Source organism: Microbispora bryophytorum, assembly GCF_006874465.1.
Taxonomy (GTDB): domain Bacteria; phylum Actinomycetota; class Actinomycetes; order Streptosporangiales; family Streptosporangiaceae; genus Microbispora; species Microbispora bryophytorum.
The window spans coordinates 70,649-88,166 of sequence record NZ_VIRL01000021.1; the positions used below are offsets into that span (position 1 = coordinate 70,649).

The 17,518-nt window shown below is 71.7% G+C and carries 19 protein-coding genes and 1 pseudogene; 5 read left to right on the forward strand and 15 right to left on the reverse strand.

Annotated elements, in window-relative coordinates; genetic code table 11:
* Positions 1-46 precede the first annotated feature (46 nt).
* The 5 genes and pseudogenes from FLX07_RS38750 to lhgO all read right to left on the reverse strand — a co-directional run.
* Positions 47-505, reverse strand: a pseudogene (locus FLX07_RS38750) (HAMP domain-containing protein); the annotation flags it as partial.
* Positions 480-851, reverse strand: coding sequence for a hypothetical protein (locus FLX07_RS29575; RefSeq protein ID WP_208762451.1), 372 nt, complete (start codon positions 849-851; stop codon positions 480-482). The gene FLX07_RS29575 and the pseudogene FLX07_RS38750, both read right to left, overlap by 26 nt.
* 60 nt (positions 852-911) lie before the next feature.
* Positions 912-2,303 (reverse strand): sensor histidine kinase, encoded by a 1,392-nt coding sequence (locus tag FLX07_RS29580; RefSeq protein ID WP_280116558.1) that lies wholly within the window; start codon positions 2,301-2,303, stop codon positions 912-914.
* A 3-nt stretch (positions 2,304-2,306) separates the two neighbouring features.
* Positions 2,307-3,029 (reverse strand): response regulator transcription factor, encoded by a 723-nt coding sequence (locus FLX07_RS29585; protein WP_142574973.1) that lies wholly within the window; start codon positions 3,027-3,029, stop codon positions 2,307-2,309.
* Between the two features lie 18 nt (positions 3,030-3,047).
* The gene (gene lhgO, locus FLX07_RS29590) at positions 3,048-4,232 is read right to left on the reverse strand and encodes an L-2-hydroxyglutarate oxidase (protein ID WP_142574974.1); all 1,185 of its coding nucleotides are present in this window, start codon (positions 4,230-4,232) and stop codon (positions 3,048-3,050) included.
* Between the two features lie 88 nt (positions 4,233-4,320).
* Between lhgO and FLX07_RS29595 the strand changes: the two genes are divergently transcribed.
* Entirely contained in the window at positions 4,321-4,683 is a 363-nt protein-coding gene (locus FLX07_RS29595) for a hypothetical protein (protein WP_142574975.1), read from the forward strand.
* 62 nt (positions 4,684-4,745) lie between these two features.
* Complete coding sequence (locus tag FLX07_RS29600; RefSeq protein ID WP_142574976.1) at positions 4,746-5,180, forward strand: CBS domain-containing protein; 435 nt, start codon at positions 4,746-4,748, stop codon at positions 5,178-5,180.
* Positions 5,181-5,353: 173 nt separating this feature from the next.
* On the opposite strand, the gene FLX07_RS29605 is transcribed toward FLX07_RS29600, so the two are convergent.
* On the reverse strand, positions 5,354-6,499 hold the full coding sequence (locus tag FLX07_RS29605) for a hypothetical protein (protein ID WP_142574977.1): 1,146 nt from the start codon (positions 6,497-6,499) through the stop codon (positions 5,354-5,356).
* A 94-nt stretch (positions 6,500-6,593) separates the two neighbouring features.
* Entirely contained in the window at positions 6,594-7,703 is a 1,110-nt protein-coding gene (locus FLX07_RS29610) for an epoxide hydrolase family protein (RefSeq protein ID WP_142574978.1), read from the reverse strand.
* 62 nt (positions 7,704-7,765) lie between these two features.
* On the opposite strand from FLX07_RS29610, the gene FLX07_RS29615 reads away from it, so the two are divergent.
* The gene (locus tag FLX07_RS29615; protein WP_142574979.1) at positions 7,766-8,761 is read left to right on the forward strand and encodes a helix-turn-helix transcriptional regulator; all 996 of its coding nucleotides are present in this window, start codon (positions 7,766-7,768) and stop codon (positions 8,759-8,761) included.
* 17 nt (positions 8,762-8,778) lie between these two features.
* Here the strand turns inward: FLX07_RS29615 and FLX07_RS29620 are convergent, their stop codons facing one another.
* The 4 genes from FLX07_RS29620 to FLX07_RS29635 are packed head-to-tail and all read right to left on the reverse strand — an operon-like array spanning position 8,779 to position 12,750.
* Positions 8,779-9,531 (reverse strand): SDR family NAD(P)-dependent oxidoreductase, encoded by a 753-nt coding sequence (locus FLX07_RS29620; RefSeq protein ID WP_142574980.1) that lies wholly within the window; start codon positions 9,529-9,531, stop codon positions 8,779-8,781.
* Positions 9,532-10,932, reverse strand: a complete 1,401-nt coding sequence (locus tag FLX07_RS29625) for an MFS transporter (protein ID WP_142574981.1) — start codon at positions 10,930-10,932, stop codon at positions 9,532-9,534.
* 26 nt (positions 10,933-10,958) lie between these two features.
* Entirely contained in the window at positions 10,959-11,540 is a 582-nt protein-coding gene (locus tag FLX07_RS29630; protein ID WP_142574982.1) for a TetR/AcrR family transcriptional regulator, read from the reverse strand.
* Positions 11,541-11,577: 37 nt separating this feature from the next.
* Complete coding sequence (locus tag FLX07_RS29635; RefSeq protein ID WP_142574983.1) at positions 11,578-12,750, reverse strand: FAD-dependent monooxygenase; 1,173 nt, start codon at positions 12,748-12,750, stop codon at positions 11,578-11,580.
* Between the two features lie 55 nt (positions 12,751-12,805).
* Here FLX07_RS29635 and FLX07_RS29640 point away from each other — a divergent pair, with 55 nt between their 5' ends.
* Positions 12,806-13,375 (forward strand): PadR family transcriptional regulator, encoded by a 570-nt coding sequence (locus FLX07_RS29640; protein WP_223854339.1) that lies wholly within the window; start codon positions 12,806-12,808, stop codon positions 13,373-13,375.
* Between the two features lie 50 nt (positions 13,376-13,425).
* The gene (locus tag FLX07_RS29645; protein ID WP_142574984.1) at positions 13,426-14,394 is read left to right on the forward strand and encodes an aldo/keto reductase; all 969 of its coding nucleotides are present in this window, start codon (positions 13,426-13,428) and stop codon (positions 14,392-14,394) included.
* A gap of 100 nt (positions 14,395-14,494) precedes the next feature.
* Here the strand turns inward: FLX07_RS29645 and thpR are convergent, their stop codons facing one another.
* From thpR to FLX07_RS29665, 4 genes are all read right to left on the reverse strand, one after another.
* A complete protein-coding gene (gene thpR, locus FLX07_RS29650; RefSeq protein ID WP_142574985.1) occupies positions 14,495-15,064 on the reverse strand; it encodes an RNA 2',3'-cyclic phosphodiesterase in 570 nt (189 codons plus the stop codon).
* Positions 15,027-16,280: an MFS transporter gene (locus FLX07_RS29655; protein ID WP_142574986.1), complete on the reverse strand. Its 1,254-nt coding sequence runs from the start codon at positions 16,278-16,280 to the stop codon at positions 15,027-15,029. Before FLX07_RS29655 ends, thpR begins: the two co-directional genes overlap by 38 nt.
* A gap of 5 nt (positions 16,281-16,285) precedes the next feature.
* Positions 16,286-16,729 carry a MarR family winged helix-turn-helix transcriptional regulator gene (locus FLX07_RS29660; protein WP_142574987.1) on the reverse strand — a complete coding sequence of 148 codons (444 nt, stop codon included), beginning with the start codon at positions 16,727-16,729 and terminating at the stop codon, positions 16,286-16,288.
* A gap of 360 nt (positions 16,730-17,089) precedes the next feature.
* Positions 17,090-17,515 carry a VOC family protein gene (locus FLX07_RS29665; protein ID WP_142574988.1) on the reverse strand — a complete coding sequence of 142 codons (426 nt, stop codon included), beginning with the start codon at positions 17,513-17,515 and terminating at the stop codon, positions 17,090-17,092.
* Between the last annotated feature and the right edge of the window lie 3 nt (positions 17,516-17,518).

Genomic DNA, 17,518 nt, shown 5'->3' on the forward strand with positions numbered 1-17,518 from the left:
GCATGCCGTTCAGCGCGCGGGCGAGCCGCCCGACCTCGGTGCGCGGGTCGCGGTCGGGGATCCGGCTGCCGAGGTTCCCCCGGGCGATGGCCTCGGCGGTCGCCTCGATCTCCGCCAGCGGCCGCAGGCTGCGCCGTACGATCACGACGCCGACGACGGCCAGCAGGACCATCAGGGCGCCGCCGACCAACGCCTCGATGAGGGCGAGCCGGCCAGCTTGACGCTGGCCACGCGACCCGGCCCGTGCGCCGTTCAGCACGGTCACCGCGCAACTCCCGGGCACAGACGGGGACACGTGATTTCCCCGCGAGTTGACGCTGTCCTCGCTACTCTCGTAAAAGAAACCACTGCTCCCCGCCGTCCGGCAATCGCCCGGACTGGCGGGGATTATTCGTTGCGGAGCAAACCAAACCGCGTCATTCTGTTCCGCCGAACCCGGTGCGGCGACGATTCGCCGGGTCGCCGAGTGCGGGAGGCGGTCACCCGCGGGCTGAGGGGACTTCATAGACGGGCGGTCCGCCCCGCATCTCTGCCAGATCGTCCTCGGTGACGCCGAGGTCGACGGCAAGGCCCGCCTGCCGGGGGTCCCAGCCGTGCTGCAGGGCCATGCGGATGACCGCCGCCACGAGCGCCGGCCGTACGGCCATCGTTCGCTCTCCCAACCAGGCGTCAGGGCGCAAGAAGGGAAGCGACACCAGGAGCACCCGGCCCGGCCCTTCCGCCGGCTGGACCGCGAATGTCAACGGTGACCAGCCGTTCCCCTGGGAGTACGTGGGCTTGTGGCGGATCCGCCATCGATAGGCGACACCGTCGACGGTGATGGGCCGTGAACCCTTCCTGGGAATCGTCACGAACACCTCCGCCCCTCAACCTCCACGCTTGGGGACGCGTGAGTCAACGCAATTCAACGGTCAAAGGGCCTCGGGGGCGAGGGGGAGGGTGACGCGGAAGGCGGCGCCGGCGCCGGGGGCCGTCTCCACGCCCACCTCGCCGCCGTGGGCCCGGACGAGGGACTCCACGATCGCCAGCCCGAGGCCGCTGCCGCCGGACGGCCGCCTGCGGGAGGGGTCGGCGCGGTAGAAGCGCTCGAAGACCCGGCCGGCCTGCTCGGGTGTGAGGCCGGGCCCCTTGTCGGCCACCTCGACGAACGCCGTGCCGTCCAGGCTGCCGACGCGTACGGTGATCGGCGTTCCCTCGGGCGTGTGGGTCGTGGCGTTGCTCATCAGGTTGCCCACGACCTGCCTCAGCCGCACCTCGTCCCCCGAGACGATCAGCGCCGCGTCTCCCTCGACCACCAGCGACACGTCGCGGCCGGGGCAGAGGGTCCTCGCGTCGTGGACCGCGTCGGCCGCCAGGGCCAGCAGGTCCACGGGCTGCGTGCGCAGCGGGCGCTGCTGGTCGAGCCGGGCGAGCAGCAGGAGGTCGTCCACGAGCAGGCCCATGCGGGCGGCCTCGCTCTCGATGCGCGACATCAGCCGCGTGGTGTCGGCGTCCGGCGCCTGCCGGTGGAACTCGGCGAAGCCCCTGATCGAGGTGAGCGGCGTACGCAGTTCGTGCGAGGCGTCGGCCACGAAGCGGCGCATGCGCGCCTCCGACTCCCTGGCCGCGGTCTCGGAGGCCGCCCGGGCCTGGAACGCCGCCTCGATCTGGGCGAGCATGCCGTTCAGCGCGCGGGCGAGCCGCCCGACCTCGGTGCGCGGGTCGCGGTCGGGGATCCGGCTGCCGAGGTTCCCCCGGGCGATGGCCTCGGCGGTCGCCTCGATCTCCGCCAGCGGCCGCAGGCTGCGCCGTACGATCACGACGCCGACGACGGCCAGCAGGACCATCAGGGCGCCGCCGACCAGCGCCTCGATGAGGGCGAGCCGGCCGGTGATCTGCCCGACCGAGGCCATGTCCACCGCGACGACGACCGTACCGAAACCCTCCACGGGCACCACCCGGGCCCGCCACTGGCCGTCACCCGACACCGCGGGCACCGTTGTGGGGTTCCGGGAGGTCACGACGCCGGGGCCCGGCAGGGTCTCCGCCCCCAGGGCCGCCTGCGCGAGCAGCGTCCTGCCTGCGCCGTCGCGGATCTCCACCCGGCCCTCGGGCGGCAGCCTGAGCCGTGCGAACACCGCCGGACCCCGGTCGAGCCGTCTTTCGGCCTCGTGCGCCAGCAGGGCGACCTTCCGGTCGACCCGGCCGACCAGGTAGTCGCGCAGCACCGAGACGCTGCCCACGCCGATGACCGCGAGGGCGACCGCGACCAGCGCGAGCATGGCCGCGCTGAGCCGGATCCGCAGCGGCGTGCGCCCCGACACGGCTCAGGCGCCGCTGGGCGGTGTCCGCATGACGTAGCCGACGCCGCGCAGGGTGTGGATGAGCCGGGGGTGGCTCCGGGAATGGGCGGTGTCGAGCTTGCGGCGCAGCACCGACACGTACGACTCGACGATGCCGGCATCACCGCGGAAGTCGTAGTCCCACACGTGATCGAGGATCTGGGCCTTGGACAGCACCCGGCCGGCGTTGCACATGAAGTAACGCAGCAGCTTGAACTCTGTCGGCGACAGGGGCACCGCCCGGCCGCCGCGCCAGACCTCGTGGGACTCCTCGTCCAGCTCGATGTCGGCGAAGGTCAGCCGCGGCGGGGTGATCATCGGGTCTCCGGCGGTGCGGCGCAGCACGGCCCGGATCCGGGCGATGACCTCCTCAAGGCTGAAGGGCTTGGTCACGTAGTCGTCGCCGCCGAGCGTCAGGCCCCGGATCTTGTCCTCGGTGGCGTCCCGCGCAGTGAGGAAAACCACGGCGGTGTGGGTTCCGCCGCCGCGCAGCCGGCGCACGATGTCGAACCCGTCCATGTCGGGCAGCATGACGTCGAGCACGATCAAATCCGGCCGGTGCCGTTGCGCCGCCAGGACCGCCTCACCGCCGTTCGATGCGGTGTGGACCTCGAATCCGGCGTACCGGAGACTCGCCGCGAGCAGTTCGAGGATGTTCGGCTCGTCCTCGACGACCAGCAGCCGGGCTTCGGAAGATTCAGCGACCATTGCGGCAGCACTCTAGACCTAGAAAGTTAAGGGAACCGTTAAAGCGATGTGCCGCGCGATCGCCAGGCTGCTCGTCGCGGCAGGTGAGGGCGCGTTTCGCACCAGTACGATCCGCCCGCGCACGTCGATGACGAAGTCGTCGAGCAGCCTGCCGTCCCGCGCCACGGCCTGGGCCCGCACGCCGCCTCCGGCGCGTACGAGGTCGGCCGGGGCCAGCTCGGGCACGTATCTCCGGGCGGCGGCCACGAAGGCCCGCTTGGCCAGCGAGCCGTACACCTCGCGCAGGCCGGTGCGCCAGTGCTCGGCCGCCATGCGCCGGGCGCCCGGCCAGGCCGCGATCCGCCGCAGGTCGCGCAGCGACGCCGACCGCCAGGAGTAGCCCTCCAGGGCGAGCGCGGGCACGGCGTTGGGCCCGACGAGGACCTCTCCGTCGATCCTGCGGGTCAGGTGGACGCCGAGGAAGGGGTAGCGGGGGTCGGGCACGGGATAGATGAGCCCCTTCACCAGGCCGCGCGCCGGGCCGGCGAGCCGGTAGTACTCACCCCGGAACGGGACGATCCGCACGTCGCCGCCCGCTCTCGCCAGGTCCGCCACGCCGTCGGTGCCGAGGCCGGCGCAGGAGATCAGCCGGTCGAAGGTGAGCCTCTCCGGCCCGGCCGCCACCGCCACGCCGTCGGTGGTCTGCCTGATCGCGCGTACGGGACGCGAGAGCCGTACGAACCCGCCGGCCTCGGTCACGTCGGCGGCGAGGCGGCGGGCGACCGCGGGGAAGTCGGTGATCGCGGTGTGCGGCGAGTGGACGGCGGCGACTCCGACCGCGCGCGGTTCCACCTCCCGCAGGCCGATCGCGTCGAGCTCGGCGATGCCGGGCACGCCGTTCTCCCTGGCCCGCTCGGCGATGCGGCGCAGCCCGGACAGCTCGGCCCGGGTGGAGGCCACGACGAGCTTGCCCGCCTCGTCGTACGGCAGGCCGTGCTCGGCGCAGTACTCGCGCAGCATGGCGGCGCCCTCCCGGCAGAGGGTCGCCTTGAGCGAGCCGGGCTGGTAGTAGATCCCGGCGTGCACGACCCCGCTGTTGTGCCCGGTCTGGTGGGCGGCGATCCGGGGCTCCTTCTCCAGCACGGTCACCTCGGCGCCCGCCCGCGCCATCTGCCGGGCCACGGCCAGACCGAGGATTCCGGCGCCGACGATCCCGATCCTCATGTCTGTACGGCTCTCGACAGCATGTCGGACATTGTCGCAGCCGGAGTCGCTCCACGGTGATCGAACCTGTGTTCGGTACGATGACGGCGTGTACGTCCCACCCGGCTGGCCAGCGGAGGTGCGCCCTCCCGGCAGCCCCGACTGGAAGGTCTCGGCCGTGTCGTGGCTGCTCGACGCGGTGCCCCCGGACTACCGTGCGTACGGCGTGCTGCGCCGTCACCCGCTCGCGCTCGCCCGGATGGCCCGCCAGCAGGTGGCGGCCTCGATCCAGGCGGCCAGGGAGGGATACCGGGGGGCGGCGGTGGACCTGAAGGAGCACCTGCCCCCGCACGCGATCGAGGCGGTCCTCGACGCCTACCGGCAGGAGGGCCCCCGGCTCGTGCGGCTGGCCGAGTCGGTCGCGCTCGTGGAGCGGGCCCTGCGCGGGGAGCACTTCCTGCCTCGCCTGTGAACCGCTCTTACTTCTGGACAAATGGGGCATAACACCCCAAAAGACGGAATCGGGGGTTAGCCATGACCACTGAGGGAGTGAACAAGACCGCCGGCCAGGTCATGCACGAGGGCGCGCAATGCGTCGGCGAGCACGAGAGCCTGCGCAGGGCCGCGGAGATGATGCGGGACATGAGCGTCGGCGCCCTTCCCATCTGCGGGGAGGACGACCGGCTCAAGGGCATCATCACCGACCGCGACATCGTGATCAAGTGTGTCGCCGAAGGCAAGGACCTCGACCAGACCACGACGAGCGAACTGGCCCGCGGCCTGGTCTGGGTCGACGCGAACGCCGGCGTCGAGGACGCCCTGGCGAAGATGGAGGAGCACCAGATCAAGCGCATGCCGGTGATCGACAACCACCGGATCGTCGGGATGATCACCGAGGCCGACCTGGCCAAGGAGCTGCCCGACAGCAAGCTCGCGGAGTTCGTCCACCAGATCTACGCGCGGGGCTGACTCTCGCGGCGATCTTCGGGCCGGGTGTCGCCGGGAACGGCGGCCCGGCCCTCTGCAGGCCTGGCCCTCCGCCCGCCTGAACCCCTCTCTGCCCGGACCTCCCACTGGTCGGCCCTCCGCCTGCCTGGATCTCCCCGTCCGCCCCGAGTCCGCCCGAGGTCGCCCGAGAGCCTTCAGCGGCCCGCGCGGTGGGCGATGAACCCGATGATCCCGATCGCCCCGAGAGCGACCGCCAGCCATAACACCGGCATCGGCACGCCGAGCGCGCCGTCCCCCGAGTCCGCTCCGCTCGTCGCACTGACCGCCCTCGGCCGGGCGGAGGTCCGCGCCGGACGGGGCGACGGAGCCGGCCGGGCGGCGGCGGGCAGCGGCACCCGGTAGACCGGGCTGTCCTTCCCCTCGCTCCCGGTGAGCAGGGCCGCGCCGTCCTGCGTGTACGCGATCGACTCGGCCTGCCGGAGGGGCGGCATCGTGACATGCGCGATCAGTTTGCCGGGCGAGCGATAGACGGACGCCGAGAAGTACGTGCGGATCACGAAGCTCGACCCGTCGGGGGCGTACGCCGCGTCGGTGGCCATGAGGGGCGCGGACCCCACCCGGCGCAGGACGTTCACCTTGTCGGTGCGCAGCTTCGCGGGGGCGGCGTAGACGCCCCCGGAGAACTCCTTGCTGACGATGTACAGCCGGCCCGTGCGGGGGTCGACCATCACCCCCTCGGCGTTGCGGGGGCCGTCGGCGTAGCGGAGGCGATACCGCACGGCCCGCAGCGTCGCGTCCCTCATCGTCCCGGGCTCGGCGACCTTGTAGACGGACACGTCCGGCCAGCCGCCTCCCCCGCCGTCCGCGAGGTTGTCCCCGGTGTCGGCGATCCACAGCACGCCGCGCCCGGTCGCGCGATCGGTGGAGGCCGCGATGCCCTCCCAGTCCCTGGCCTCGGCGTTGCCGATCGTGAAGGTCGCCCGCGTGCGGCCGTCCTGGCCGATCGCGTAGATCTGCGGTCCGTTGCCGCTGTCGTTGTGCGTGTAGACGATGCCCTTGTGGGTGGGCGAGACGGCGAGGCCGCTCGACTCGCCGACGCGCTCGTCCCGGATCCGGAACAGCAACCGCTCCCGGTCGTCCGCCCGCGCCGCCGTCTGCGCCGTCTCAGCCGTCTGCGCGTCCGCCGTCTCCGCGTCCGCCGCGTCCGCCGCTGCCGTCGCCGTCGCTGTCGCTGTCGCTGTCGCTGTCGGAAGCACGGTGCCCGCGACCGCGACCGCGAGGAGAGCCAGGGCGGCCCGCGGAATCCTGCTCGTCCGCGTCCGCCCCGTTGCGCTCCCCATGCGGCCATCATTCCCGATGCCCGCCCTGCGTGCGGCGGGCGGCATGCCCCCGGTCGTCCCGGAATCGGTCAGGAGCGGGTCTGCGGGCGATCCGTCACCGCAGAGCGGCGTAGAAGTCGCGCAGGTCGGCGGCGAGCACGTCCGGCCGCAGGTGGGCGGCGTAGTGGCCGCCCGCGTCATACGACCGCCAGTGGACGATGTTCTTGTGATCGCGCTCGGCGAAGGTGCGCATCGACACGAAGTCGCCCTCGAACATCGCCAGGCCGAGCGGGACCGTCGTCGGCTCCTTGGGGTGCTCGGCGCGGGCGTCCTCGTAGTAGAACCGCGTGGCCGACGTGGCGGTGCCGGTCACCCAGTAGAGCATCATGTTGGTCAGGATGAAGTCGTCGTCCACGTCCTCACCGAACAACTGCGCGTTCCAGCCCAGCAGCCCGGCCGGCGAGTCGAAGATCCCGTACGACAACGTCTGCGGCTGCTGCGAGTGGACCATGTTGAACGACATCTTGTTCTCGTAGAACCACTGCAGCACCTCCAGTCCCTTCCGCTCCTCGTCGGTGAGGTTCGCCATCTCCGCCGGGTCGCCGGAGGGGAAGGAGTAGATCTGCGTGACGTGGACGCCGACGACGTGCTCGGGGTCCACCCGGCCCACCTCGGGCGAGACGAACGAGCCGCCGTCGTTGCCCACCGCGCCGTACCGGTCGTAGCCGAGCCTGCGCATGAGCTCCGCCCACGCCCGGGCCGTACGGAACCGGTTCCAGCCCCGCTCCCGCGTCGGGCCGGAGAAGCCGAAGCCGGGCAGCGACGGGATCACCAGGTGGAACGCCCGGGCCGGGTCCTCGGGGTTCGTCAGCGGTTCGACGACCTTGAGGTACTCGGCGATCGAGCCCGGCCAGCCGTGGGTGAGGATCAGCGGAAGGGCGTCCTCATAGGGCGACCGCACGTGCAGGAAGTGGATGTCCTGCCCGTCGATCTCGGTGATGAACTGCGGATATTTGTTGATCTCCGCCTCGTGCGCACGCCAGTCGTACCCGTCCCGCCAGTATTCGGCCAGCCGCTTCACGTACGCGACAGGCACGCCGTACTCCCAACCGGCGCCCGGGATCTCGTCGGGCCAGCGGGTCCGGCCGAGCCGGTCCTTCAGGTCGTCGAGATCGGCCTGCGGGACGTCGATGCGGAAGGGCCTGATCTGCGTGTTCTCGCTCATGACGCCGACATTACGGACCCTTCAGGACAGGTACTGTCCTGAAGTCCCGCCAGACTGAGAACATGCTGGAAACCTCGGCGCGGTTGCTGCGCCTGCTGGCGCTGCTCCAGGCCAGACGCGACTGGCCCGGCGCGATCCTGGCCGAACGGCTGGACGTGAGCGAGCGCACGGTACGCCGCGACGTCGACCGGCTGCGCGATCTCGGCTATCCGGTGGAGTCCTCCCGCGGCACGGACGGCGGCTACCGGCTGGTCGCCGGGACGGCGATGCCACCCCTGCTCCTCGACGACGACGAGGCGGTGGCCGTGGCGATCGGGCTGCGGGCCGCCGCCGGCGTGGCAGGCATCGAGGAGACGGCCGATCGCGCCGCCGCCAAGCTCGAACAGGTGCTGCCGTCACGCCTGCGCCGCCGCGTCGGCGCGCTGCAGGCCTACACCGAGCCGGTGCCGCCCGACCGGCCGGGTCCGGCGGTCGACCCCGCCGTGCTGAGCGTGCTGGCCGCGGCGTGCCGCGACCGTGAACGGCTGCGGTTCGACTACCGCGGCCACGACGGCTCCTCCGGCGCCCGGGTGGCCGAGCCCTGCCGGCTCGTGTCCTGGGGCCGCCGGTGGTACCTCGTGGCCTGGGACGTCGACCGCGACGACTGGCGTACGTTCCGGGTGGACCGGATCGCGCCGCGCACTCCCACCGGCCCGCGCTTCCCGCCCCGCGACCCCCCGGAGGGCGGCGCGGCGGCGTACGTCGCCCGCGGCGTGTCGGCGGCGGCCTGGCGGCACCACGCCCGGGTGCTCGTCCACGCCCCCGCCGAGGTGGTCGCCGCGCGGATCAACCCCGCCGTCGGCGTCGTGGAGGACGTCGACGGCCATACCTGCGTGCTCGTGACGGGGGCCGACAGCGTGAACTCGCTCGCCGTCCACCTCGGCCTGCTCGACCTCGACTTCGAGGTCACCGGCCCGCCGGAACTGGTGGAACGGCTACGCGCCCTCACCGCCCGCTACGCCCGCGCGACCGCCGCCGCCGAAGATCGGCCTAAGGGTCAGGCTGAGAGATCGCGCTGAGAGGTCAGGCTGCGAGGTCAGGCTGAGGCGCCGCCGTCGAGCACCAGGTCGAGGCCCACCGCGAAACCGGCGTCGTCCGAGGCGAGCCAGAGCACGGTGCCGGTGATCTCGTCGAGAGCGCCGACGCGGCCGATCGGCAGCGACTCCCGCACCCGGGCGGCCCGGTCGTCCTCGGTCTCTCCGGGGCGCAGGGACATCGCCGTGTCCAGCGGACCCGGGCTGACCGCGTTGATCCTCACGCCTGCCCCGATGTTCTCCAGCGCGGCCGTGCGGGTCAGGGCGCTCACGGCCGCCTTGGACGCGGCGTACGCACCCACCCCGGGCACCCGGATGTGCGCCCCGATGTTCGAGGCGATGTTCACGATCACGCCGGAGCCCTGCGCGCGCATCGCGGCGATCTCGTGCTTCAGGGCGAGGAAGACGCCCGTCGTGTTGACCTGGAGGACACGCGCCCAGTCCTCCTCCGGCATGTCGGCGACGGCTCCTGCCGCGAAGATCCCCGCGTTGTTGACCGCGACGTCGAGGCGGCCGAACCGCGCGACGATCTCCCGGATGAGCCGGGCCACGGCGGCCGAGTCGGTCACGTCGACCGTGATCGCGGCGGCTCGGCCTCCCCCGGCCTCGATCAGCTTGACGGTCTGCTCCAGCGACTCCCGCCCCCGCCCGGCCGCCACCACGGTGGCGCCCTCCCCGGCGAACCCGCGGGCGACCGCCCGGCCGACGCCGGTGCCCGCCCCGGTGACCAGCACGACCATGTCCGTGAACCTCATCTATCGCTCCCTTGTCTGCGCGAACGCTGTTCGCCCGGCCGCTGTGTGTGTGAACGCTGTGTGCGTGAACGCGACGGCGACCGTCGCCGCCGCGAGAAGGAAGACCGGGGCCATGGCGGTGAGGGCGAATCCGTAGCCCTCGGTCATGGCCCGGGCGCCGCCCGCGGGTATGCCGCCCGTGCGGGCGGCGGCGAGCGCCACGAGCACGGCGAGGCCCACCGTCGGCCCCGCCTCCATGGCCGTGTTGACCAGCGCCCCGGCCGCCCCTGCGTCCTCGGCGCGCACGCCGTCGAGGGCCGCCACGGTGGCGCCGGAGAAGGCCAGTCCCGAGGCGACCGGGAAGACCAGCAGCCCGGCAAGCACGCTTCCCTCGGACGCGACACGGCCGAGCAGCAGCATCGACACCGCTGCGAGCAGCAGCCCGGCGACCAGCACGGGCCGCACGCCGAATCGGCGCAGCAGACGGCCGCTCAACGGGCCCATGACGACGACCAGGAGGAAGGGCAGGAAGGCCAGACTCGTGGAGATCGGCGACAGCCCGCGCACCTGCTGCATGTAGAGACTCAGCAGGAACGTGGTCGTCGCGCTGGCGGCCGCCGTGACGAAGACGACGAGCAGCGCGGCGCCCCTGCGGCGGTGCGCCACGAGCCGGAGCGGCAGCAGCGGATGCGGCGTCCTCGCCTGGAGGACGACGAACCCGGCCGCCAGCAACACGCCGGTCGCGGTGACGGCCGTCGCGCCCTCCAGCAGGCCGTAGGCGAACGCGACCAGCCCGGCCGTGGCGAGCAGCGCGCCGGGCACGTCGAGGCGGGCCGCCGTCCGCGTCGCGGGCGGCAGCAGGAAGGCTCCGGCGGCCACGGCCGCGACGCCGACGGCGGCGGGCAGGAGGAACGACCAGCGCCACGAGGTCACCGCGGCGACGAGGCCGGACAGCAGGCTGCCGGCGACGGCCCCGGTGACCGACAGGGTGCCCCACACCGCCAGAGCGCGCTCGCGCTCCCGGGCGTCCGGGCGGAGCCGCGTCACCAGTGAGACGGCGGCGGGGGCGGCCATCGCGGCGCCCACTCCCTGGACGAAGCGCGCGGCGAGCAGGACGACATGGTCCGGAGCCAGCCCGCCCGCCGCCGACGCCAGCGCGAGCAGGGCCATCCCGGCGAGGAAGACCTCCCGGGCGCCCCACCGGTCGGCGAGCCTGCCCCCGAGGAGCAGCAGCCCCCCGAAGGTCAGCCCGTACGCCGAGGTCAGCAGTGCCAGGTCCCCCTGTCCGAGGCCGAACTCCCGCTGGACGGCCGGCAGCGGCACGGTGAGAAGAGTGATCGCCGCGACGAGCGTGACCTGCGCCCCGCCGAGCACGGCGAACGCCGCCACGTTTCTGGATCGGTCGGTCAAGAATGAGGGCATGAAAAAGCGCACTCCTCACGGAGAGGTCAGCGGAGCATGGCGAGGGCCTGGGCGGCGGCGTCGCGGAGACGGGCGGCGTCGCCGTGCCCCTTCCCCATCACCCGCACCCCCTGCAGGAAGACGAGCACGAACCGCGCCAGCACCCGGGGGTCGGACTCGGCGGAGATCTCCCCCTGGGCGCGGGCGCGGATGAGGGCCGAGGTCAGCGCCGTCTCCAGGCCCGTCCAGCTGGCCTCGACGAGCCGGGCGACCGGTTCGTCGTCGGGGAGGAGCTCGGTCGCCGCGTTCACGATCATGCAGCCTCGCCGGTCGCGGTCGCGGATCGATTCCTCGGTGTAGCGCTCGACCAGGGTTCGTACGGCCGGCAGGGCGGGGCCGGGCTGCGACAGCAGCTCGACGAGGTTCGGGTCGCGCGTCTGCGCATAGCGCTCCAGCGCCTTCACGTAGAGGTCGTGCTTGCCGCCGAAGGTGGCATACAGGCTGGCGCGGCCGATGCCGAGGTGTTCGACCAGGTCGGCCATCGACGTGGCCTCGTAGCCGCGCCGCCAGAACAGATCCAGGGCCCGCTCCAGCACGACGTCGGGGTCGAACTCCTTGGTCCTCGCCATGCCCTCGACCCTAGACCAATCTGGAACGATCGGTCAATCAAACCGCGACGCGGTCGTCCCACGTGAGCCGGTAGTCGTGCATCCAGGCCAGCGCGTTCCGCTTCTCCACCTGCCGCATGATCACGGGAAGGATCAGGTCGCGGACGAAGGCCCCGCCGGCCCCCGGCGCCTTGCCGTCTCCGTTGCGCTTGCCCTGTGCCACGACGCGCTCGACCCGCTCGCGCCGCAGCCGCTCGAAGGCGGCGAACGCGCCCGCGACATCCGGCACGTCGCGCAGGCACTTGCCGAGCACCACCGCGTCCTCGATCGCCATCGACGCGCCCTGCCCCGAGGACGGGGAGGTGGCGTGGGCGGCGTCTCCGACGAGGACCATGCGCCCGGTGAACCACTTCGGCACCCTCGGGAAGTCGTAGGTGTTCCAGCCGGGCAGGATGTGCGGGGTCGCGGCGATGATCTCGCGCATCGGCCCCGCGTCGCCCTCGAACAGGTCCATCAGCCGGGCCCGCCACCGCTCGGGAGTGATCGCCGCGAGCTCCTCGGAGGTGGGCTCCCTGCGGCTCGGCGGGTTGGCGAACCACCACACCTGCCCGTCCGGGTGGATCATGTAGCCGAAGAAGCACCGCCTGCCGAAGATGAAGTAGCAGACCCCCGGCCTGCCCGGCGGCCGCACTCCCTTCGCATAACCACCGGTGTTCAGCAGCCCGACGTACCGGGCGCGGGGGGCTCCGGGATCGATGAGCGCGCGGGTGCGCGAGCGCAGCCCGTCCGCGCCGACCAGCAGGTCGCCCGCGGCCTCGCCGCCGTCCGCGAAGACCGCCCGCACCCCGCCGGAGGTGACCGAGGCGTCCACGAGCCGCTTGCCGTGGTGGATCCGCACGCCCCGCCGTACGGCCTCGTCGCGCAGCGCCCGGTAGAGGTCGGCGCGCCTGAGCGTACGGCTCGGCTGGCTCGTGGTCGCCAGCAGCCTGCCGCGCGCGTTGCGGATCTCCATGACCGGCGTGTCCATGCCGAGGCCGCAGACGAGGTCGTGCAGGTCGAGCAGGCGCAGGGCCTCCAGCCCGTTGACCGCGAGCGTGAGGAAGGCGCCGACGCCCTCGGCCCCCCGGTCGTAGGCCTCAAAGACCTCACTGTCGATTCCGGCGCGCCGCAGCGCCATGGCCGTCACGGGACCCGCGATCCCGCCGCCGATGATCAGAGCTTTCTTGGTCATGAGATGACTATACATATTATGACTAATCAACGACAGGGCCCCTATGATGGGCGCCATGTCGACGCGGCGCTCTCCCCTGGCCACGGCCGTGCTCGCCCTGGTCTGCGAGTCGCCGATGCACGCCTACCGGATGCAGCAGCTGATCAAGGAACGGCACCAGGACGACGTGGTCAACGTCGCGCAGCGCAACAGCGTCTACCAGACGATCGAGCGCCTGGTCCGCGACGGGCTGCTGGCGATCCGGGAGACCACCCGCGAGGAGAACCGGCCGGAGCGGACGGTCTACGAGGCCACCGAGACGGGCCGTGAGACGCTCAAGCAGTGGATGCGGACCATGCTGTCCACCCCGGCCAGGGAGTTCCCCGAATTCCCCGCCGCGCTCGCCTTCCTGCCCGTGCTGAGGCCGGAGGAGGCCCTGGCCGCGCTGCGGCAGCGGATCGCGGCGCTGGAGGCACGGCTGTCCGCACTCGACACCGAGATGGCCGACAACCTGAGCTTCGTGCCCCGCCTCTTCCTCGTGGAGTCCGAGTATCAGCGGGCCCAGGTCGCCACGGAGCTGGAGTTCGCCCGCGGCCTCGCCGACGACCTGAGCGAGGGCCGCCTCACCTGGGACTTCCAGATCTGACGCGTGCCGGGCTCGCCTGGAGTCCACTCCAGGTATCTAGGGTGGAGGGCATGGAATACGGACACCTTGGCCGCACCGGCCTGCTGGTCAGCAAGCTCTGCCTGGGGACCATGAACTTCGGTCCGCAGACCACGGAAGAGGACTCCTTCGCGATCATGGATCGCGCCCACGAGCTCGGGATCAACTTCTTCGACACGGCCAACGTCTATGGCTGGAAGAAGGGCGAGGGGATCACCGAGAACATCATCGGCCGCTGGTTCGCCAAGGGCGGCGGCCGTCGTGAGCGTACGGTCATCGCCACCAAGCTGTTCGGCTCGATGGGCGACTGGCCGAACGAGGAGAAGCTGTCCGCGCTGAACATCCGGCGGGCGGCGGAGGCCTCGCTGCGCCGGATGCAGACCGACTACATCGACGTCTACCAGGCCCACCACGTCGACCGGGACACCCCGTTCGAGGAGTTCTGGGAGGCCATGGACATCCTCAAGCAGCAGGGCAAGATCCTGTACGTCGGTTCGTCGAACTTCGCCGGCTGGCACATCGCCAAGGCCCAGGAGTCGGCCCGCCGCCGGAGCACCCTCGGCCTGGTCAGCGAGCAGTCCCACTACAACCTGCTCGTCCGCGCGCCCGAGCTGGAGGTCATCCCGGCCTGTGAGGACTACGGCCTCGGGCTGATCCCGTGGAGCCCGCTGGCGGGCGGCCTGCTCGGCGGCATCCTGCGCAAGATCGACAAGGGCCGCTCCGCCACCGACCAGATCGCCGCCCAGCTCGACAAGCACCGCGACAAGATCGAGCGGTACGAGGCGTTCTGCGACGAGCTCGGCGAGGACCCGGCCAACGTCGGGCTGGCGTGGCTGCTGCACCAGCGGGCGGTCACCGCGCCGATCATCGGTCCCCGCACGATCGAGCAGCTCGACGGCACGATCCGGGCGCTGGAGATCGAGCTGGACGACAAGGCGCTCGCCCGGCTCGACGAGATCTTCCCCGGCTACAAGACCGCCCCGGAGGAGTACGCCTGGTGATCAGGCGTTGTTGATGAGCGCGCCGACGATCACGATGACCACGAGCAGCGTGAGCACTGTGGGCAGCAACCAGCGACGAGGACGATCCACGTCATGGAGCCTAGTCGCGCACTGCCAATGGGTACGCCTCGACCTGCTCGTACCGCACGCTCGCCCCGATGTGGCTGCGTACGAGGTGCACCGACGCCACCTCCCAGCGCCGCCCGCCGAAGGCGCTCAGGGCGCCGACCAGGGGCCGCAGGTCGTCGCCGTGGCGTGAACGGGTCCTGGAGCGGGCCAGGGTGAGGTGAGGATGGAACCGCTTGCGGTCCGTCTGCGCCGCCCCGGCCCGCCGGGCGCCGGCCGCCACCGACCCGGCGAGCCTCGTCAGGGCCGGTCCGGCGTCCAGGCCGACCCAGAAGATGCGTCCCCGGGAGGCGGAGGGGAAGGCCCCGGCGCCGCCGAACGCGACCGTTTCGGGGGAATACCGGGCGGCCGCACGGGCCAGCCGCAGGCCTAGCTCGGGCCGGGCCTCGTCGGGCACCTCACCGAGGAAGGCCACGGTCACGTGCCACAGCGCCGGATCGACCCAGCGCAGCTCCGCCCACTCGGCACGTACGGCTTCGACCGCCGTGGCGATCTCCGCCAGCGCCTCAGGCGGCGGCAGCAGCGCCACGAACAATCTGCTCACGTGCCGATTCTTCCCTGGCCGCCGCGCGTGCCGCGACCATCCGGGTCACCAGCACCGCCAGGCAGACGCCGCACATGCTCAGCACACCGGCCGCCACGACCGAGACCCGGGGACCGGCCAGTTCGGACAGCCAGCCCACCAGCGGCGCCCCGATAGGCGCTCCCCCGGTGAAGACCAGCACGTAGATGCCCATGACCCGGCCGCGCATCTCGGGCGAGGCGCCGAGCTGCACCATCGTGTTCGCGGTCGTGTTGACCGTGATCATCGCCATGCCCGCGGGGACGAGCAGCAGCAGGAACGCCCCGTACGCGGGCGCGAGCCCGGCGAGGACCTGGAACAACCCGAAGCACAGCGCACCGGCGATCAGGAACCTGCGGCTCGGCTTGACCCGGCGCGCGGCCAGCAGCGCCCCGCCGAACGCTCCGACGGCGAACGCGCTGGACGCCACGCCGAAGGAGGACGCGCCCGCGCCGAACGCCTGCTTGGCCATGAGGGCGATGCTGGTCGAGAAGCTCTGGGCGAAGATCGCCATGAACGCCACGAGCAGCAGCGGCAGCAGCAGGTCGGGCCGGCCGCCGACGTAGCGCAGGCCCTCACGCAACTGGCCCTTGCCGCGCGGCACGGGCTCCGGCGAGCGCAGCTCGGACGTCCGCATGAGCGCGAGCCCGGTGATCACGGCGGCGAACGACACGGCGTTCAGCACGAAGATCGGGCCGGTGCCAATCCAGGAGATCAGCAGGCCGGCCACCGCCGGTCCGACGACGCGGGCGAGGTTGAAGGTCGAGCTGTTCAGCGCGATGGCGTTCGGCAGGTCCTGCCGGCCCACCATCTCGACCACGAACGACTGCCGGGTGGGCACCTCGACACAGGACACCAGTCCAAGCGTGAACGCCATGGCGTACACGTGCCAGACCTGGGCCGTCCCCGTGATGACCAGCACGCCCATGGTGAGCGCCAGCACCCCCATGAGGGTCTGGGCCACCACGAGGATCCGGCGCTTGGGGTAGCGGTCGGCGATCACTCCGCCGAACATCCCGAACAGCATCGTCGGCAGGAACTGCAGCGCCACGGTGACGCCGAGCGCCGAGCCGCGGCCGTGCGCGAGGTCGAGGACCAGCCAGTCCTGGGCCGTGCGCTGCATCCAGGTGCCGCCGTTGGAGATCACACCGCCGGAGGCGAACAGGCGGTAGTTGTAGTTCCGCAGCGAGCGGAACATGCCGCCTACATCGTGGACAGTTTCTCCAGGATCGGCGCCGCCGCGCGCAGCGCCGCCCTCTCCTCCGGCGTCAGGTCCTTGAGCCGCTGCGCCAGCCACGCTTCCTTGGTCCGGCGCTCCTCCTTGAGCAGCGCCGCCCCCTGCGGCGTCACGCTCACCGTCACCTGCCGGCGGTCCGTCGGATGAGGTTTGCGTTCCAGCAGACCCCGATCCTCCAGCTTGGCTATCACGCGGGTCATCGAGGGCGGCTGTACCTTCTCGTGCTCCGCGAGCTCGCCGGGGGTCATCGCGGTGTGGCGCTCGACGGCTACGAGCGTCGCGAGCTGTGTGGGCGTCAGTGAGTGGTGCGCGGCCTGCTTGCGCATCCGTCGCGTCAGCCGAGCGAGGGACACGCGTAAGGCGGACGCGAGAGCGGCGTCGCTGCGCAAGTTCTGGGCGTTCGTTAGCATGACTCATTACCTTTGCTAACTATATGGCGCATGTCCGCATTCCTCCAAATCGTCCTTCTTTGCACGATGCTCCCTGCTCCGCACGATGCTCCCCGCTCCGCACGATGCTCCCCGCTCCGCACAATGCTCCCTGCTGCGCACGATGCTTCCGCATGATGCTTCCGCTCTGCACAGCGCTTCCACTCTGCAGGGCGCTTCCGCTCTGCAGGGTGATCGCGACACACCGTACCGGCGCGATCCCGGCCACGAACGATCCCACGAACGGCCTCACCAACGTCCCTCGAAGGGTCCCACGAACGGTCCCACGAACGATCGAGGCCCGGCCCCCGCGTGGGGGCCGGGCCTCGTACCTGCATCGCGTCAGGCGAAGTCCTCCGGCGTGAACTCCTTCGGCTCGACCAGGACGAGCCAGTTGCCCTGGTTGTCGCGGATGACCGCCTCCACCCCGTACGGCCGCTCCGAGGGCTCCTGCAGGATCGTCACGCCCTTGGCCGTGAGCTCCTGGCAGGTCTTGCGGCAGTCGTCCACGCGCAGTCCCAGGCCGCCCGCCTGGCCCTTGTCGAGTTGCCTGCGGTAGAAGTCGGTGCCCTCGTCGTCGAGCGGAGGCCCCGGCTTCATCAGCGTGATCTCGAGCTCTGGGTGGTCCGGGTGGTTGATGGTGACCCAGCGAAACCCGTCCATCTGGATATCGGTGTTGGAGACGAAGCCGAGGACGTCCACGTAGAAGTCGCGGGCCTCATCCTGGTCCTGGCAGTAGAGCGTGATCAAGGAGACGTTCCGAATCATGCG

What these genes read in the sequence shown, in the direction of transcription:
- FLX07_RS29585 (WP_142574973.1), bottom strand. Translation starts at nt 3,029, where the DNA reads ATGGTCGCTGAATCTTCCGAAGCCCGGCTGCTGGTCGTCGAGGACGAG.
- lhgO (WP_142574974.1), bottom strand. Translation starts at nt 4,232, where the DNA reads ATGAGGATCGGGATCGTCGGCGCCGGAATCCTCGGTCTGGCCGTGGCC.
- FLX07_RS29600 (WP_142574976.1), top strand. Translation starts at nt 4,746, where the DNA reads ATGACCACTGAGGGAGTGAACAAGACCGCCGGCCAGGTCATGCACGAG.
- FLX07_RS29605 (WP_142574977.1), bottom strand. Translation starts at nt 6,499, where the DNA reads ATGGGGAGCGCAACGGGGCGGACGCGGACGAGCAGGATTCCGCGGGCC.
- FLX07_RS29610 (WP_142574978.1), bottom strand. Translation starts at nt 7,703, where the DNA reads ATGAGCGAGAACACGCAGATCAGGCCCTTCCGCATCGACGTCCCGCAG.
- FLX07_RS29615 (WP_142574979.1), top strand. Translation starts at nt 7,766, where the DNA reads ATGCTGGAAACCTCGGCGCGGTTGCTGCGCCTGCTGGCGCTGCTCCAG.
- FLX07_RS29620 (WP_142574980.1), bottom strand. Translation starts at nt 9,531, where the DNA reads ATGAGGTTCACGGACATGGTCGTGCTGGTCACCGGGGCGGGCACCGGC.
- FLX07_RS29625 (WP_142574981.1), bottom strand. Translation starts at nt 10,932, where the DNA reads ATGCCCTCATTCTTGACCGACCGATCCAGAAACGTGGCGGCGTTCGCC.
- FLX07_RS29630 (WP_142574982.1), bottom strand. Translation starts at nt 11,540, where the DNA reads ATGGCGAGGACCAAGGAGTTCGACCCCGACGTCGTGCTGGAGCGGGCC.
- FLX07_RS29635 (WP_142574983.1), bottom strand. Translation starts at nt 12,750, where the DNA reads ATGACCAAGAAAGCTCTGATCATCGGCGGCGGGATCGCGGGTCCCGTG.
- FLX07_RS29640 (WP_223854339.1), top strand. Translation starts at nt 12,806, where the DNA reads ATGTCGACGCGGCGCTCTCCCCTGGCCACGGCCGTGCTCGCCCTGGTC.
- FLX07_RS29645 (WP_142574984.1), top strand. Translation starts at nt 13,426, where the DNA reads ATGGAATACGGACACCTTGGCCGCACCGGCCTGCTGGTCAGCAAGCTC.
- FLX07_RS29655 (WP_142574986.1), bottom strand. Translation starts at nt 16,280, where the DNA reads ATGTTCCGCTCGCTGCGGAACTACAACTACCGCCTGTTCGCCTCCGGC.
- FLX07_RS29660 (WP_142574987.1), bottom strand. Translation starts at nt 16,729, where the DNA reads ATGCTAACGAACGCCCAGAACTTGCGCAGCGACGCCGCTCTCGCGTCC.
- FLX07_RS29665 (WP_142574988.1), bottom strand. Translation starts at nt 17,515, where the DNA reads ATGATTCGGAACGTCTCCTTGATCACGCTCTACTGCCAGGACCAGGAT.